General features: G+C 47.2%; 15 protein-coding genes. 9 read left to right on the top strand and 6 right to left on the bottom strand.

From position 1 onward, the window contains the following. Positions 1 to 28 precede the first annotated feature (28 nt). Positions 29 to 403, top strand: coding sequence for a hypothetical protein (locus tag J2W69_RS04315; RefSeq protein ID WP_310274886.1), 375 nt, complete (start codon positions 29 to 31; stop codon positions 401 to 403). A 5-nt stretch (positions 404 to 408) separates the two neighbouring features. Here J2W69_RS04315 and bioA read toward each other — a convergent pair whose 3' ends face one another. Next, positions 409 to 1716 carry an adenosylmethionine--8-amino-7-oxononanoate transaminase gene (gene bioA, locus J2W69_RS04310; protein ID WP_310274884.1) on the bottom strand — a complete coding sequence of 436 codons (1308 nt, stop codon included), beginning with the start codon at positions 1714 to 1716 and terminating at the stop codon, positions 409 to 411. A 119-nt stretch (positions 1717 to 1835) separates the two neighbouring features. On the opposite strand from bioA, the gene bioB reads away from it, so the two are divergent. From bioB to htpX, 5 genes are all read left to right on the top strand, one after another. Next, positions 1836 to 2882, top strand: a complete 1047-nt coding sequence (bioB, locus tag J2W69_RS04305; protein ID WP_008897416.1) for a biotin synthase BioB — start codon at positions 1836 to 1838, stop codon at positions 2880 to 2882. Positions 2883 to 2890: 8 nt separating this feature from the next. Continuing rightward, positions 2891 to 4042, top strand: a complete 1152-nt coding sequence (locus J2W69_RS04300; RefSeq protein ID WP_310274881.1) for an aminotransferase class I/II-fold pyridoxal phosphate-dependent enzyme — start codon at positions 2891 to 2893, stop codon at positions 4040 to 4042. After that, a complete protein-coding gene (gene bioC / locus J2W69_RS04295; RefSeq protein WP_310274879.1) occupies positions 4039 to 4818 on the top strand; it encodes a malonyl-ACP O-methyltransferase BioC in 780 nt (259 codons plus the stop codon). Before J2W69_RS04300 ends, bioC begins: the two co-directional genes overlap by 4 nt. A gap of 3 nt (positions 4819 to 4821) precedes the next feature. Next, entirely contained in the window at positions 4822 to 5493 is a 672-nt protein-coding gene (bioD, locus tag J2W69_RS04290) for a dethiobiotin synthase (protein WP_310274877.1), read from the top strand. A 119-nt stretch (positions 5494 to 5612) separates the two neighbouring features. Then, positions 5613 to 6479, top strand: coding sequence for a protease HtpX (gene htpX / locus J2W69_RS04285; protein WP_310274875.1), 867 nt, complete (start codon positions 5613 to 5615; stop codon positions 6477 to 6479). 66 nt (positions 6480 to 6545) lie between these two features. Here the strand turns inward: htpX and J2W69_RS04280 are convergent, their stop codons facing one another. After that, positions 6546 to 7487: a GGDEF domain-containing protein gene (locus tag J2W69_RS04280; RefSeq protein WP_310274873.1), complete on the bottom strand. Its 942-nt coding sequence runs from the start codon at positions 7485 to 7487 to the stop codon at positions 6546 to 6548. Between the two features lie 187 nt (positions 7488 to 7674). Between J2W69_RS04280 and J2W69_RS04275 the strand changes: the two genes are divergently transcribed. After that, positions 7675 to 7908, top strand: coding sequence for a TIGR02647 family protein (locus J2W69_RS04275; protein ID WP_008897422.1), 234 nt, complete (start codon positions 7675 to 7677; stop codon positions 7906 to 7908). Positions 7909 to 7936: 28 nt separating this feature from the next. On the opposite strand, the gene J2W69_RS04270 is transcribed toward J2W69_RS04275, so the two are convergent. The 3 genes from J2W69_RS04270 to J2W69_RS04260 are packed head-to-tail and all read right to left on the bottom strand — an operon-like array spanning position 7937 to position 11687. Then, positions 7937 to 9835, bottom strand: a complete 1899-nt coding sequence (locus tag J2W69_RS04270) for a transglutaminase TgpA family protein (RefSeq protein WP_310274871.1) — start codon at positions 9833 to 9835, stop codon at positions 7937 to 7939. Continuing rightward, positions 9829 to 10776, bottom strand: a complete 948-nt coding sequence (locus J2W69_RS04265) for a DUF58 domain-containing protein (RefSeq protein ID WP_310274869.1) — start codon at positions 10774 to 10776, stop codon at positions 9829 to 9831. The genes J2W69_RS04270 and J2W69_RS04265 overlap by 7 nt, the downstream gene beginning before the upstream one ends. Continuing rightward, the gene (locus J2W69_RS04260; protein WP_310274867.1) at positions 10773 to 11687 is read right to left on the bottom strand and encodes an AAA family ATPase; all 915 of its coding nucleotides are present in this window, start codon (positions 11685 to 11687) and stop codon (positions 10773 to 10775) included. The genes J2W69_RS04265 and J2W69_RS04260 overlap by 4 nt, the downstream gene beginning before the upstream one ends. A gap of 234 nt (positions 11688 to 11921) precedes the next feature. Between J2W69_RS04260 and J2W69_RS04255 the strand changes: the two genes are divergently transcribed. Both J2W69_RS04255 and J2W69_RS04250 read left to right on the top strand, forming a co-directional pair. After that, positions 11922 to 13271, top strand: coding sequence for a class II 3-deoxy-7-phosphoheptulonate synthase (locus J2W69_RS04255; protein WP_008897426.1), 1350 nt, complete (start codon positions 11922 to 11924; stop codon positions 13269 to 13271). After that, entirely contained in the window at positions 13255 to 14346 is a 1092-nt protein-coding gene (locus tag J2W69_RS04250) for a 2-dehydropantoate 2-reductase (RefSeq protein ID WP_310274864.1), read from the top strand. Before J2W69_RS04255 ends, J2W69_RS04250 begins: the two co-directional genes overlap by 17 nt. Here the strand turns inward: J2W69_RS04250 and ppsR are convergent. Beyond that, positions 14343 to 15152, bottom strand: a complete 810-nt coding sequence (ppsR, locus tag J2W69_RS04245) for a posphoenolpyruvate synthetase regulatory kinase/phosphorylase PpsR (RefSeq protein ID WP_310274862.1) — start codon at positions 15150 to 15152, stop codon at positions 14343 to 14345. The two genes, J2W69_RS04250 and ppsR, sit on opposite strands and share 4 nt — an antisense overlap. Positions 15153 to 15213: the final 61 nt, after the last annotated feature.

Genomic DNA, 15213 nt, shown 5'->3' with positions numbered 1-15213 from the left:
ACAAGTAAAAATTGTGAGGAATTCCAAAATGAGCGCTTCAGAGCCCGATCTTAAGCCAAAAGAGCGTCGTAAAGGTGCCGATTGGCTGATGTTACTGTTGGCTATGCTGAATTTGGGCGCCTGGTTTTTACTGATCATGGGCTTGGCTCTGGCACATTTGGCCAAACCAGAATTTAACAGTGGTTTGGTGCAGTATTGGGGCATTGCCATTGAACAGGAATGGGATAAAGCATTAGTGGTGAAACTTGAAGTATTAGTGCGATGGTGTCTGGTGTTTACTGCCGCCACTTTAGTGCTGCATCAGTTTCGCAACAGACGCCGTGACGATGGCTGGCGCCTAAACTTATTTTTTCTGCTGTTTTTAAGCGCCGTGGTGTTATTTGTATTTTCGACTATTGATTAGACGCTTCAGGCTCCGGGTAAAGCCTGGATATCCTTCTGCTGCGCCTGATTGCTCAAAAGGCAAAGTGCAGAGGTCAATTTAGCAAGTTGGGCAGGGCTGATAATATAAGGTGGCATTAAATACAGCAGTTTGCCAAAAGGCCGGATCCAGACGCCCAGTTCAACAAAAGCTTTTTGCATGGCTGCCACATCGACATTCTGCTTCATTTCGACCACACCAATAGCACCCAATACCCGCACATCAGCGACAAAAGGTGAAAGACGGCAGGGCGCAAGTTCCAGTTTTAACTGCTGTTCTATAGCTGCGACCTGAGCTTGCCACTGGTTTTGTTGCACTAATTGCAGGCTTTTTAGCGCCACAGCACAGGCCAGCGGGTTAGCCATATAAGTAGGACCGTGCATTAAAGCCGGCACTGCGCCCAAAGCTATGCCGTCTGCGACTTTGTTATTGCACAAAGTCGCGGCAAGCGTCAGATAACCACCTGTTAAGGCTTTGCCCAGACAGATAATATCCGGGCTGATGTCTGCATGATGGCAAGCAAAGAGTTTTCCGGTCCGGCCAAAACCTGTGGCGATTTCATCGGCAATCAATAACACCTGATACTGATCACAAAGCTTACGCGCTAGTTTTAAATAATCCGGATGATAAAAACGCATACCTCCGGCGCCTTGTAATATAGGTTCCAGAATAAAAGCCGCCAGCTGCAGGTGATGCTGCTCAAATAAAGCCGTCAAAGCCTGCTCATCTTCAGCTAAAAAGTCGCCGTCAAACTGGCTTTGTGGAGCGGGAGCGAATAACTGCGGGATAATTTGATCTTTGAACATCGAATGCATGCCATCCACCGGATCGCAGACCGACATAGCGGCAAAGGTATCGCCGTGATAGCCCTTTTGAATGGTCAATAAACGGCTTTTTTCTGGCTGGCCTAAACCTAACCAGTATTGCAGCGCCATTTTGATCGCCACTTCGACTGATATAGAGCCGCTGTCGGCAAAAAAGACTTTAGTTAAACCCTGCGGCACCATCTCAAGTAATAACTTCGCCAGATCCACTGCAGGCTGATGGGTGATGCCGCCAAACATCACATGGCTCATTTTCTGGCTTTGCGCCACAAGCGCTGCATTTAATTCCGGGTGATTGTAACCATGAATAGCAGCCCACCAGGACGAAGTACCGTCAACCAGAGTTCGGCCATCTTCCAGCATCAGATCACAACCTTGCGCGCTGACCACTGGATACACAGGCAAAGGTGTGCTTAAAGACGTATAAGGATGCCAGATATGCTGACGGTCAAACTCAAGATTTATGCTCATAAAATAACCTACAGTAAACTTTGTGAACTGGTTGGCGTTGACATGGCGCTAAGGGCCGATAGACTAACGGAAAATTTAAAAGACCACAATTTGTCTGTGGCTTGTCTTCGGGGAATTTTATGTCTGCAGTTTTACCACTTCGTCACAACTGGACTCTGGCTGAAGTAAATGCCTTATTTGCTTTACCTTTTAATGACTTAGTTTTTCAGGCCCAGACGGTGCACCGTCAGTTTTTTAAACCGAACGAAGTGCAGATCAGTACCTTGTTGTCGATTAAAACCGGCGCCTGCGCTGAAGACTGTAAATATTGCCCTCAAAGCGGTCATTACAATACCGGCCTTGAACGCGAACGTTTATTAGAAGTGGAAAAAGTGTTAACTCAGGCTAAAGCCGCGAAAGACAAAGGTGCCAGCCGTTTTTGTATGGGGGCGGCCTGGAGCAATCCAAAACAGCGGGATATGCCGTTCCTGATGGAAATGGTCAAAGGCGTGAAAGAAATGGGCTTAGAAACCTGTATGACGCTGGGTAAACTCGATGCAGGTCAGGCGCAGGAGTTAAAACAGGCCGGTTTGGATTATTACAACCATAACCTGGACACCTCTCCTGAGTTTTACGGTGAAATTATCACTACCCGTACATATCAGGACAGATTAGACACGTTGCAGCATGTGCGTGATGCTGGTATGAAAGTCTGTTGTGGTGGCATAGTGGGTATGGGCGAGTCGGCCAACGACAGATCCGCACTGTTGATGCAGCTGGCAAATTTACCAGAACACCCACAAAGTGTGCCTATTAATATGCTGGTGAAAGTGCAGGGCACACCTATGGAAAATGTCGAAGACTTAGATGGCTTCGAGTTTATCCGCACTATTGCAGTAGCCCGTATCATGATGCCACAAAGCCATGTGCGTTTATCTGCTGGCCGTTCACGCATGAACGAGCAAATGCAGGCGCTGTGTTTTCTATCAGGCGCCAACTCGATATTTTACGGTGATAAGTTACTGACCACAGAAAACCCGGAAGCGGATGCCGATATGTTGTTATTCGCCAAGCTAGGCATTGTGCCTGAGCAGCGTCATGATGTTTCAGATGAAGCGCATGAAGCGGCTTTAGCCGACGCCATTAAAGAGCAAAATACGCCGTCTTTATTCCACAGCGCGGTTTAAGTTTATTTATGGACAGGTTACAGCGCTTTGCGCAGCAGATTTTGGAGCGCAAAGCAGCTGGCTTGTATCGGCAGCATCCGGCTATTGATTCGTATCAGGGCCGTTTGCTGCAAAATAAGCAAGGCGCATATCTCAATTTTTCCGGTAATGACTATCTGGGTTTAGCCACAGAACCACAGCTGATCAAAGCTCTGGCCGAAGGGGCTGAACGTTTTGGGGTGGGTAGTTCAGGTTCGCCTTTAGTCACAGGGTTTCATTATGCCCATCGTGCTTTATCCGATGAGCTATGCGACTGGCTTGGCGTGGATGATGTATTGCTGTTTTCCTCTGGTTTTGCTGCCAATCAGGTAATGCTGCAGCATTTAACGGATAAAACCGATCAACTGCTTTTAGACAAGCTTTGCCATGCGTCCTTGATTGATGCGGCGCTCCATGCTGATGCTGGCTATAAACGTTTCCCTCATCAGGATTTAGCTGCGCTGGATATGCTGTTACAACGTTACCCATCCGCTTTGGTGGTGACCGAAGGCGTATTTAGCATGGATGGCGATAGTCCGGATTTACCCGCTGTATCTGCACTTTGTAAAAAAAACAAAGCTGATTTGCTACTGGATGATGCTCATGCTTTGGGCGTGCTTGGCGCCGAAGGCAGGGGCAGCTGGGATGCACAAGGCCTTCAATCCGGCGATATGTTGTGTCTGATGGCCAACTTTGGCAAAGCATTAGCAGGTCAGGGCGCTTTTTTGGCAGGTTCAGCCACCATGATTGATTATTTACGCCAGTTTGCCCGGCATTATATTTACAGCACAGCCTTATCACCGGCTTTGTGCTGGGCGATGAAAATTTCTGTTGAGTTAAGCCGCAGTCAAGGGTGGCGCAGAGACAAACTGAACGACAATATTCAGCTGTTTAAAACTCTGGCTGCTGATGCTGGTTTCACTGTATTGCCATCAAACACCGCGATACAACCGCTGATTATTGGCGATTCAGACAAGGCGATGTTGATCAGCGCCTCGCTGAAAAAACAAGGCATTTGGCTTAGCGCCATACGTCCACCTACGGTGCCGCAGGGCAGTGCGAGGTTACGCATTACCTTATCTGCCTTACATCAGAGCGACGATATTCGATTTTTAGTACAAAAGCTGGAGCAGCTGATATGAATGCGCTGGCTTTAACGGACGATATAGCCCGCCATTTTGGTCGTGCCCGTGAGAGTTATGAACAGGCAGCACGTTTACAGCGCCTGGTTGCAGCTAAAGCTTTGACTTTATTAAAACCAACAGATGGATTGTTACTGGATTTAGGCTCTGGCCCTGGCTGGTTTCATCCAAAGTTAAAACAACATTGCACCGACTTAATAGCACTGGATTTAAGTCATGACATGTTACAAAAAACCAGGGAAGCACAAGATGCCACTTTGGCGGTTCAGGCTGATGCTCAGGCTTTGCCTATAGCGAGTGAAAGCATCAACCGGGTCTTCTCCAGCCTGATGTTGCAATGGTGCGAACAACCACAGCTGGTGCTGCGAGAAATCAACCGTGTGTTAAAGCCCGGTGGTTCAGCTGTGCTGAGTACCTTGCTTGATGGCACTTTAGAGGAATTTAAACAGGCCTGGGCACAGGTGGATCATCATCAGCATATCAACCAATTTTTGCCTTTAAGCTTCTTTCTGCAACTACAACAGCAGTATCCGGAATCAGGCTTAGAGTTGCAGACTGAGCAAGTGCAGCTGTCGTATCCGGATGTACTGGCGTTGGCTCGGGAACTGAAAGATTTAGGCGCCAATACAGTCACCCAAGGCCGTAATAAAGCCTTAACTGGTAAACAACGCTGGCAAAAAGTACAGCAGGCTTATCCATCCCGTTGCATCGACGGAAGCATCAGTGCCAGTTATCAGGTGTTGCACCTGGTCCTTACTAAGAAAAGCAAAGAGTAAAAAATGCAGACAGTCTTTATCACAGGCACAGATACTGATGCTGGCAAAACTTATGTGGCGGTAGCCTTGCTGCAAGGCTTAAAAGCTCTGGGCCATCGCACTGTGGCGCAAAAGCCAGTAGCAGCCGGAGTCAATGAGTCGGGCTTTAATACCGACGCTTTGCAATTGCAGCAGCATGCGACAGCGGCGCTTAGTTATCAGCAGGTGAATCCCTATTGTCTGACCGATGCAGTAGCCCCGCATTTGGCGGCTGCAAAAGCAGAGCTTGTTATTGACTCTAGCATTCTGACTAAAGAGTTACAAAAGCTCCAAAATGTGGATGCTGATATAGCTTTAGTAGAAGGTGCTGGTGGCTGGTTATTACCACTGGGTGATCACAGCACTATGGCAGATTGGGTGACAGAACAGCAATTGCCGGTGCTACTGGTGGTGGGGATGAAACTCGGCTGCTTAAACCACGCCTTATTGACGGTACGCGAAATTGAACACTCTGGCCTGAAGCTGCTGGGCTGGGTGGCTAATTGTATTGACCCTGATATGGCGTATCAGCAGGAAAACATCCGTTATTTGCAACAAAAGCTGACAGCGCCATGTCTTGGCGTTTTACCTTACCAGTCCGAACCACAGATCAATACAGAGCTTGCCACGGCTTTTGTTCAGGCGCTGCTGGATTAGTGTTAAATAACGCACTGACAACGCCATTCATCTTTCTTTACAATTGCTTGTCGCACTTTCATTGAAAAAACACTTCTAAGCCATATAGTACAAGCAGTAGCTTAATAAACGAGGTATCTATGAAGCGAATTATACTGTTCTTAGCCACAAACCTGGCGGTCATGTTGGTGTTAAGTATTGTACTTAGCATTGTTTTCAGAGTGCTGGGCATCGATAGCCGCAGCATAGGCGGCCTGTTGGTGTTTGCAGCAGTATTTGGTTTTGGTGGGTCGTTCATTTCATTGTTTATGTCGAAATGGATGGCCAAACGCTCTACCGGTGCTGTGGTGATCACCCAGCCACGTAATGCCACTGAACAATGGTTGTTTGATACGGTGCGCCGTCAGGCTCAGCAGGCTGGTATTGGTATGCCTGAAGTGGCTATTTACGACTCACCGGAAATGAACGCTTTTGCCACAGGGGCCAGCCGTAATAATGCTTTGGTGGCGGTTAGCACAGGCTTAATGCGCAATATGCGTGAAGAAGAAGTGGAGGCCGTGCTGGCGCATGAAGTCTCACACGTTGCTAATGGTGATATGGTGACACTAACGTTGATTCAGGGCGTGGTGAACACTTTTGTGATCTTCTTTGCCCGTTTAATTGCCGGTGCTATCAGTGGTAACCGCAATGACGAAGGCGGCAGTAGTAATGGTTTTGCTTATATGATGACTGTTATTGTGCTGGAAATGGCTTTTGGTGTACTGGCTAGCATTATCGTCATGTGGTTTTCGCGTCAACGTGAATACCGTGCTGATGCAGGTGCAGCCAAACTGGTTGGTGCCAATAAAATGGTCGCAGCGCTGGAGCGTTTACGTAATAACCACGAAAGTCAGCTGGAAGGTTCGATGATGGCTTTTGGTATAGCCAGCAAACCAGCTGCATCAGAGCTGTTTTTAAGCCATCCGCCGCTGGAAAAACGTATTGCAGCATTGCGTGGTGCTTTTTAAGCCAAGGCGGTAATAACATAGTACAAAGAGGAACTTCGGTTCCTTTTTGTTTTTACAAAACCAGTGTTAACACATCATTACCTGATTTCTGCCTGCTGCTTTAGCCTGATACAAGGCTTCATCTGCGGCCTGAATTAAGTTAAAGGCTGTAGTTCCATGCTCAGGATAACAAGCCAAACCAGCAGACAAGGTAATACTGATGGTCTGATGTTTTGCAAAAATCTGAGCTTGCTGTACATGCTGCCGCCAGTTTTCCGCCAGATGTCTGGCTTGTGCTGCGTTGGTATTAGGTAAAATCACCAGAAACTCCTCCCCGCCGTAGCGGAACAAAATATCTGTTCGTCTGCTTTGACGAAGTAAATGTTTTGCCACCATCTCAATGACAGTGTCACCTGTCTGATGCCCAAACTGATCATTGAGTTGTTTAAAGTGATCCAGGTCCAGCATCACCACCGCCAAAGGTTTTTGGTTGCGTCTGGCTAAAGCCAGCTCACGCTCCATAAACTCATTGAGGAAGCGGCGATTAAATAAATTGGTTAAGGGATCGCGGATGGCTTGTTCACTGATGCGATTTTTCAGCTGCTCTATATCGGTTAGCCGCTTTTGCAGCTCATCTTTCTGTTGCTGCAGCAACAGCAGAGCAGTCTGCTGTTCGCTGATATCCTGCATCACCAGCAAGTAACAGGCAGGATCCGAGGGGTCTGGTTGCTCGAGTTGCATTTTAAACTGCCGGCAGTTGTCCTGGTCACTGCTCAGGCACCAGAACACTGGCTTTTGATGCTGGCACAGCAGCTGCAATTGGCTGATAAAATCGGCTGGAAGCTGGTTTAAACCTTGAGTACGGGAGGTCAGCCGCAGATTAAATAACTGCTGAAAGGCTGTGTTGCTTCGCAGCAGTTTTATTTTCTGATTGGTTTGGCGTTGCAGCAACACAAAGGGCATAGACAAAGACTGAAATAAGTCTGTCCAGCCAGGAAAGCTATGTGGTGTTGATGGTCCTTTTGTCACGAGGTTTGTGCTCTTTGACGTTTGCCTGACTATAGGAAATATATGCTTAAAAATACAGCAAACCGTATTAAAAACAGTCGGTTTTTGCTAACGAAGAACGGAATGTAAAGAGTACAGGCACTTTTGCTGGAAAAGTTGTCAAATAGGGTCTAGTTTCTAGCAAAACAACGACAAAGGAAAAGACGAGATGCCGGTAAATTCACAATTGAATGATGAGATTCGTATTTTGACTTTATTTAACCTGGATACTTCGCTGGAAGGCATTAAGGCCCATAAATCAGCCGATCCAGGTGCAAAAGAAGCCATTGAGCGTTTACATAAAAAAGGCCTATTAACCCAGGCTGACGGCGGTTATCTGACCGATCTGGGGCGTAATTGCGCCGAGCATTTACAAAGCGCGTTGCGTATCCTCAGTACTTAATAGCCCCAACTTTGAACTGACAGCACTTTTAACCAGCAGTACTGTTATGTTTTGCCAATTGATGGAGCAGTTTGCGGCACTGTTGCAACTGCTCCTGCTGCTCTGCAAATTCAAACTGCTGATAGGCGGACAAGAGTTCATTCAGTTGTGTTGTCAGTGCGGGATGCAGATCGATCAGTTGGCGCAGGTAGGACTCCATACTTTGATGATCTGCCTTTTCACCATAAGGCCGCAGTACCTTTAGCATGCGTTGGCGTAACAGACTGTTTTGGCTTTGGACGCTGCGGTGTAGCCAGAGGTAAATGATCAGCACCAGAAGCAATGATGTTGTGATGCCTGTGCCTATCCATAACCAGGGCATGGTTTTAAAATAATGCCAGATAAAACGCTGCTCTGTCTGGTCAAAACTCAGTACCCACACCGACCAATAATAATCCAGCCATTCCAGCTGTTGCAGCCAGCTGCCTAAAAAACCGCGCTGAAAGAATTGATCTAAAAATTGCCGTTCAGACAAAGACAATGCATCAGATAAGCCCTGGGTTAAACGCAGCGGCGCCACTATCACTGTGGCATCAAAACGCCGCCAATAGCCATCTTCCAGATATTCGACCCAGGCATGAGCATCTTTTTGTAATACCTGCAGATAATCGCCTTGAGCCTGCCATACGCCGCCCTGATAGCCTGCAACTACGCGGGCAGGAATACCAGCAGCGCGAAACAGGTATGCTGCTGCAGAAGCATAATGACCACAAAACCCCACTTTATGCTGAAACAAAAACTGGTCCACCTGAGCTTGTTGGTTCAGTACGGGCGGGCGCAGACTGTAACTGAATTGCTGCTGTTCAAAATACTGATATAGAGCACGGGCATAAGCTGAAGCTGTTGTGTGTTGTTGTTTTAGTTGGTGCGCCAGCTCACTGGCTTGCGGGTTGGTATGACGCAATACCAGATTGCGTTTTGCTTCCCCGGTGTTTTGTTGGGCAACAGCCGAACCATTTGAGGTCAGGCTATAAGAAAAACGTCTGCTGATTTGCTGGCGGCTTTCAATCAAACCAGCAGCAACAGTCTGGACTTGTCCTTGCAGTTGACTGACCTGGCCCAAACTAAAGAGGCTACGCTGAAAATGAGCTTCAACCACCAGTTGATAGTGATAGCGGCCTGGTGTGGTCACAGGCTGTTGTGGCGTGCGCTGTAAATCGGGTAGCCAGTCCTGACCATTAAAAGCTTCAAACACTTTGGCCCGCCAGTAGAGTTCATGCTGAGCAGGTTTTTCATCCTTAAATTCAACCCTGAATGCCAGACTGTCGTTTTGCACTAATCTTTCCAGTCCTCCCAACGACAGCTCATCGGCTAAACCTGTTTGGGCCTGATGCTGGCGTTCGGTTTGCCATAAAGGCGGCAGCCTCGGAAACAACACAAAAAGCGTGATACAAAAAGGCATGACCCAAAGCAGTAAACGAATGTCGCTCCAGCGAAATTTACTTTGTTGCACCGGAGCAAAGAGCAGGTAATGCAAATACAAATTGCAGAAAAATAACAAAAACACAGCGCTGGCAAACCACAGGCTTTGATTGAGCATAAAACCTGTGGTGATTAAAAAATACTGCACCCACACCAGTTTTTTGGCGTGTTGGAGCTCAGAGTGAATAGAAAAAAGTCGCAGTGCGGCCGAAAAAAACAACAACTGCAGCATGGAGTCCTGCATATCCTGTTGCCATAGCTGCGAAAGCAACAACAGGCACAACATAACAGCCAGCGCATTAATCGTCATCATCCTGACTTTTTGCTGTGATTTGAAGCTGATGTATTTAAACAGCAGTATGCCCATCAGCACCAGACTGGACCACCAGCTTAAGCCTTGCTGCAACAGTGCCAGTAACATCAGCTGCAACAGCAGGGCGTTGGGAATAAATGCCGGATTCAGCATAAGGTCAGAGCCTGTAAACAACGATGCAAATGGGCTTGCCCCTGATCGGGGCCAATAGTACTGAGTGGGGTGCTCAGGCTGTAACTTTCGCCTTGGTGTTCATACTGATGCAGCAAAAAACAAAATTGTGACAACTGCAGCTCTAAAGCAGCGCCTGTGGCAGTGACAACAAGCGTCTTAGGTAGAGCAGGCATACTGGACTCTGAGTTCTGCCGAACCACAGGTTGCCAGGGATTTTTTGCCAGTCGTTTCCAGTCAATGCTTGAAGCCTGATCTCCGGGCAGATAAGGTGCCAGTTGATCCGGCTGATCCGGGATCTGTTGGTGTGGCGTTGCATGGGTGTTTTTTAATTCAGCGGGTGCCGGATACACCCAATAGGGTTGCTGCAACTGAATATAGGTCCAACAACGGATCAAACCAAAGGGAAAATAGGACTCAAGCTTAAAGCGTTGTAGCTGATAAAAACCCCGCTGACGCGGATAAAGTTCCAGCGGCAATAGCTCTGGCAGAGTTTCAAATAAAAGAGCTTCAAACTCATCACCGGAAAAAGACAGCATTTTTTTATGCTCTGTATGGCTTAAGGCCAAGCTCAGCGTCAGGCTTTGGCCGGCATAGGTGTGTAAGGGCATAGATAAAGGTGGGCTGGTTTTTAGCTGTAATCTGTACAGATTAAAAAAAGCCGCCAGAATGCAGCAACAGAATAACGACAGCAGCAGATAAGCACAAAGCAGGATCAGGTTGTTTTGATAGTTGCTACCAAAGATGTATAACAACATGATCAGCAGCACAAACCAGGCGCCATAAGCACTGGGGAAGACATAAAGCAGATGCTGGCGCAATGTGAGTTCAGTGGAGGCTGGCTGACGTTTATCCAGCCAGCGATAAAATCGCAGCCTGAATTTCTGTTTAATTTTTTGCCACACTGTCATCTTTAGTGTCATAGAGGGCAAGGCACCTTGCGCAGTAATTGCAGACTCAGGCTTTTGTTGTCTCTGGAAGAACCTGGATTGAGCCTGTGTTCTGCCACAGAAGGAAACACCTGCTGCACATCCTCTGCTGTGGCGTAATGACGGCCGGACAACAAAGCAAAAGCTTTAGTGGCTCGAAGCAAAGCCTTAGCTGCCCGTGGTGAAAGTGGCAGGCAATCCTGTTGCTGCCTGCTTTGTGTCACCAATGCCAGCAGATAATCAAGCAAGGCGTCACTGACTTTGATCTGAACCACTTGCTGTTGCAATAACAGCAGTTGCTGCTCGTTAAGACAAGGGGTCAGTCCTTCTAAACGGGATTGGCCATGATCTTGCTGCAGAATCAGTTTTTCCGTCTGCAGATCCGGAAAACCAAGGGCAAGCCGCATCAAAAAACGGTCGAGTTGTGATTCAGGTAAGGCATTGGTACCTGCATGAAATAACGGGTTTTGGGTGGCTATAACAAAAAAGGGCTTAGGCAAAGCGTAAGACAAACCATCGACAGACACCTGTTTTTCTTCCATGGCTTCGAGTAAAGCACTTTGAGTACGGGGGCTGGCCCTGTTGATTTCATCGGCCAATAAAATCTGACTGAAAATAGGGCCACTGCGGAATTGAAACTCCTGAGTATCTCTTAAAAATACCGATTGCCCCAGCAGATCGGCTGGCAACATATCATTAGTAAACTGCACTCTTTTATAGTGAACACCTAAACTTAAAGCCAGCGCATGGGCGAGGGTGGTTTTGCCTAAACCTGGTAAATCTTCGATGAGTAAATGACCTTCCGACAATAAACAACACAAGGCCAGCCGCACAGCCTGAGGTTTACCTAAAATCACCTGATTCAGCTTCTGCTCCAACTGCTGTAAAGCCTGAATTTCCACCATAAAAGCTCCATTTTAAATGCCGCTTTCAGCGCCAAAACCCTGCTAAAAAAGGCTTGATATTTTCAGATGTTTAGACATCTGGGTGTTTTTGTCGATAAATTTCGGACTATTTATACATTTCAGCGCAATATACTCATTTAAGCATTGAATTTAGCCGCCAATAAATTTACTTTGTCTGCGGATAAATAACCTAGTGACATTAACTATCAACTCAGAATTATAGGACTACTTAAAGTGACGACCTGGACGCCTCAAAGTTGGCGAGCTTTTCCAATCCAACAACAACCACATTACGATGATCAGGCTTTGCTCAGCACTGTTGAGCAGCAATTGCACAAATATCCGCCTTTGGTGTTTGCGCAAGAGACTCGTGATCTCTTTAGTCAGCTTGGACAAGTGGCTGAAGGCAAAGCATTTTTACTGCAAGGTGGCGATTGTGCGGAAAGTTTTAGTGACTTTAATGCACCAAAAATTCGTGACACTTTTAAAGTATTACTGCAAATGGCCGTGGTGCTGACCTTTGCCGGCGGTTGTCCTGTAGTTAAAGTAGCACGTATGGCTGGCCAATACGCCAAGCCCCGCTCCAGCGATTTAGAAACCATAGCTGGTGTCTCTCACCCCAGCTACCGTGGTGACATAGTCAACAGCTTTGAATTTACAGCAGAAGCGCGTAAGCCAGATCCAAACCGTTTAATGACGGCTTACCATCATTCAGCGGCCACCTTAAATTTGTTACGTGCTTTTGCACAAGGTGGATTAGCCGACTTGCATCAGGTCAGCCGCTGGAATCTGGGTTTTGTCGATGCCAATCCACTGAAAGGCCGCTATCAGGATGTCGCTCAGCGTATTCAGGAAGCACTGCGTTTTATGGAAATCTGTGGTATCACGGCTGAAAATTCACCGTCCATTCGTGAAACGTCTTTGTATACCTCGCATGAAGCCTTGCTGCTGAACTACGAAGAGGCCCTAACACGCCGTGATTCATTAACAGGTGAATGGTACGACTGTTCGGCTCATATGGTCTGGATAGGTGAACGCACCCGTCAACTGGATCATGCGCATATTGAGTTTTTCCGCGGTATCAAAAACCCTGTGGGTGTGAAAGTAGGCCCTGGTATGGATGAAGTGGATTTATTGCGTTTAATTGACGCTTTAAATCCGGAAAACATTCCTGGCCGCCTGACCTTAATCACCCGGATGGGCGCTGATAAGCTGGCGGAGAAATTACCTGCCTTAGTACGTCGGGTAGAACGCGAAGGCCGCAAAGTGGTCTGGAGTTCAGATCCGATGCACGGCAATACAGTCAAAGCCAGCAATGAATACAAAACCCGTGACTTTGAAGCCATTTTGCGTGAAATCCGCTATTTCTTTGCGGTGCATCAGGCAGAAGGCACTCATGCTGGTGGTATTCACCTGGAAATGACCGGCGATAACGTCACCGAATGTACGGGTGGCGCTTATGGTTTATCAGAAAACGATTTAAGCAAGCGTTACACCACTCAGTGTGATCCTCGCTTAAATTCAGATCAGGTGCTGGAACTGGCTTTCCTGATCGCAGACACCCTTCGTGCGGTCCGCAAATAAACATACTGCTGCTGAGCTGCTGTCTGATTTTTCAGCCAGCAGTTCAGCGCCTCTGCGTGTTGCTGTAGTTGGTGCTGGTGCTATAGGCTGTTACCTCGGCACCATGCTTTGCCAGTCTCCTGCTTTTGAAGTGTTTTTTATCGGGCGCGAAAAAATGGCGCTTGAAGCCGCTGCTTATGGCTTAACAGCTCAGGATTTAAATGGCGCCTGTTATCGGCTTGCCTCACCTGCTGTTTATACTGAACTTGACGTACTTCGTAGTGCAGAGCTGGTGCTGGTCACAGTCAAAGCTTTGGATCTGGAATTCCTATTACCCCAACTTGGGTTTCATCTTTCAGCCGATTGCACTGTGGTTGCTTTACAAAATGGTGTGGCGATCAGGCCCTTGTATCAGCAATTTTTAACTCAGACTGTGATCCGCGCCATAGTGCCCTTTAATGTGGTAAAAATCAGGCCAGGCTTTTTTGCCCGGACTACAGGCTCGGACATGATCTGGCAACAGACGGCCGATCCACGAATTTTAGCTGTCCTGACTCAGTTGCAACGCCAGGGCATCAGTTCAAAACAGCAGGACAGTATGAAAGCGGCCGAGTTCGGCAAATTATTGCTCAACCTGAACAATGCCATTAACGCTTTATCTGATATTCCATTGCAGCACCAATTATTACAACGTCCTTATCGGCTATTACTGGCAGCTGCCATGCTGGAGCTGCTGGACTTATGCAGGCGCCTGCAGATAGAAACTTACTCTTACACCAGCATTCCCAACAGTTATATTCCGTTGCTGTTACATAGCCCAAATTGGTTATTTAAGCGACTGGCAAAAAAAATGCTGGCCATATCGCCAGATGCGCGTTCTTCCATGTGGGATGATATTCAAGCCGGCAAAAACACCGAAATAGATTTTCTCAATGGCGCTGTTGTGACTTTGGCTGAACAATTGAAGCTGGATGCGCCAGTCAACAGATTGCTGGTGCAACTCGTCAAGCGTAAAGAAAAAGGCGAGCCGATCCGGCTTTGCCCCTTGCATGCACAGCGGTTGCTGCAAGAGGCTAGCACAAGCGAAAAGACTTAATACTTTTGACGTTTTAAACCGGTTTGCGACAAAATTTTCGCCGAAATTTCCTCAATCGACAAATGAGTCGAATTTAAAAAAGGGATTTTTTCTTTCTGATACAAAGCTTCTACTTCATCTAATTCCAGTTTGCATTGGCGTAAAGACGCATATTTGCTGCCGGGCCGACGTTGTTCACGGATCTTGCTTAAACGCTCAGGGGTGATGGTCAGGCCAAAGAGTTTGCCTTTTTGCGCCTTAAGTTCAGGCGGCAAACGCAGCATATCCATATCTTCCTGCACAAAAGGGTAATTGGCCGCTTTAATGCCGTACTGCAGCGCCAGGTATAAACTGGTGGGGGTTTTACCTGAGCGACTGACACCTACAAGAATAATATCGGCCTTGGCGTACTCCTTTAAATTTACGCCATCGTCATTAGCCAGTGCATAGTTCACTGCATCAATACGAAAATCATAAGTTTTTTCATGAATGCTGTGAGTGCGGTGCGTTTTGGGCATAGCAGCTACGCCTAATTCTTTTTGCATGGGCTCAATAAAGGCATTTAAAAAGTCATAACAGACGCCATCGCTGCTATTAATAATCTGGCGTAATTCTTCGTCGACAAAGGTCTGGAAAATTAAGGGGCGGATACCGGTTGTTTTATAACGATCGTTTATTCGTTGCTTGGCTTGTAATGCGATCTCGGCAGTTTCAACAAATGGGATGGTGACATGGTCGAATTCCGCCGGAAACAGTGACAGCAGCGCGTGTCCGAACACCTCAGAAGTAATGCCTGTGCCATCAGATATATAAAAGGCTGTTCTCACGGTTTTCTCCATTTTGTCGTTATTAAATTACATTATAAATTAAGGTTTTATTTAACTTTAG

The sequence above is a fragment of the Rheinheimera soli genome, from assembly GCF_031457405.1.
Classification (GTDB): Bacteria; Pseudomonadota; Gammaproteobacteria; order Enterobacterales; family Alteromonadaceae; genus Pararheinheimera; species Pararheinheimera soli_A.
The sequence above is the reverse complement of the archived record's forward strand: the minus strand, read 5'-3'. Positions and strand labels throughout refer to the sequence as shown.

Coding starts and splice junctions, on each gene's coding strand:
- bioC (WP_310274879.1), top strand. CDS start 4,039: ATGAATGCGCTGGCTTTAACGGACGATATAGCCCGCCATTTTGGTCGT.
- bioA (WP_310274884.1), bottom strand. CDS start 1,716: ATGAGCATAAATCTTGAGTTTGACCGTCAGCATATCTGGCATCCTTAT.
- bioD (WP_310274877.1), top strand. CDS start 4,822: ATGCAGACAGTCTTTATCACAGGCACAGATACTGATGCTGGCAAAACT.
- J2W69_RS04265 (WP_310274869.1), bottom strand. CDS start 10,776: ATGACACTAAAGATGACAGTGTGGCAAAAAATTAAACAGAAATTCAGG.
- htpX (WP_310274875.1), top strand. CDS start 5,613: ATGAAGCGAATTATACTGTTCTTAGCCACAAACCTGGCGGTCATGTTG.
- J2W69_RS04300 (WP_310274881.1), top strand. CDS start 2,891: ATGGACAGGTTACAGCGCTTTGCGCAGCAGATTTTGGAGCGCAAAGCA.
- bioB (WP_008897416.1), top strand. CDS start 1,836: ATGTCTGCAGTTTTACCACTTCGTCACAACTGGACTCTGGCTGAAGTA.
- J2W69_RS04315 (WP_310274886.1), top strand. CDS start 29: ATGAGCGCTTCAGAGCCCGATCTTAAGCCAAAAGAGCGTCGTAAAGGT.
- J2W69_RS04275 (WP_008897422.1), top strand. CDS start 7,675: ATGCCGGTAAATTCACAATTGAATGATGAGATTCGTATTTTGACTTTA.
- J2W69_RS04270 (WP_310274871.1), bottom strand. CDS start 9,835: ATGCTGAATCCGGCATTTATTCCCAACGCCCTGCTGTTGCAGCTGATG.
- J2W69_RS04260 (WP_310274867.1), bottom strand. CDS start 11,687: ATGGTGGAAATTCAGGCTTTACAGCAGTTGGAGCAGAAGCTGAATCAG.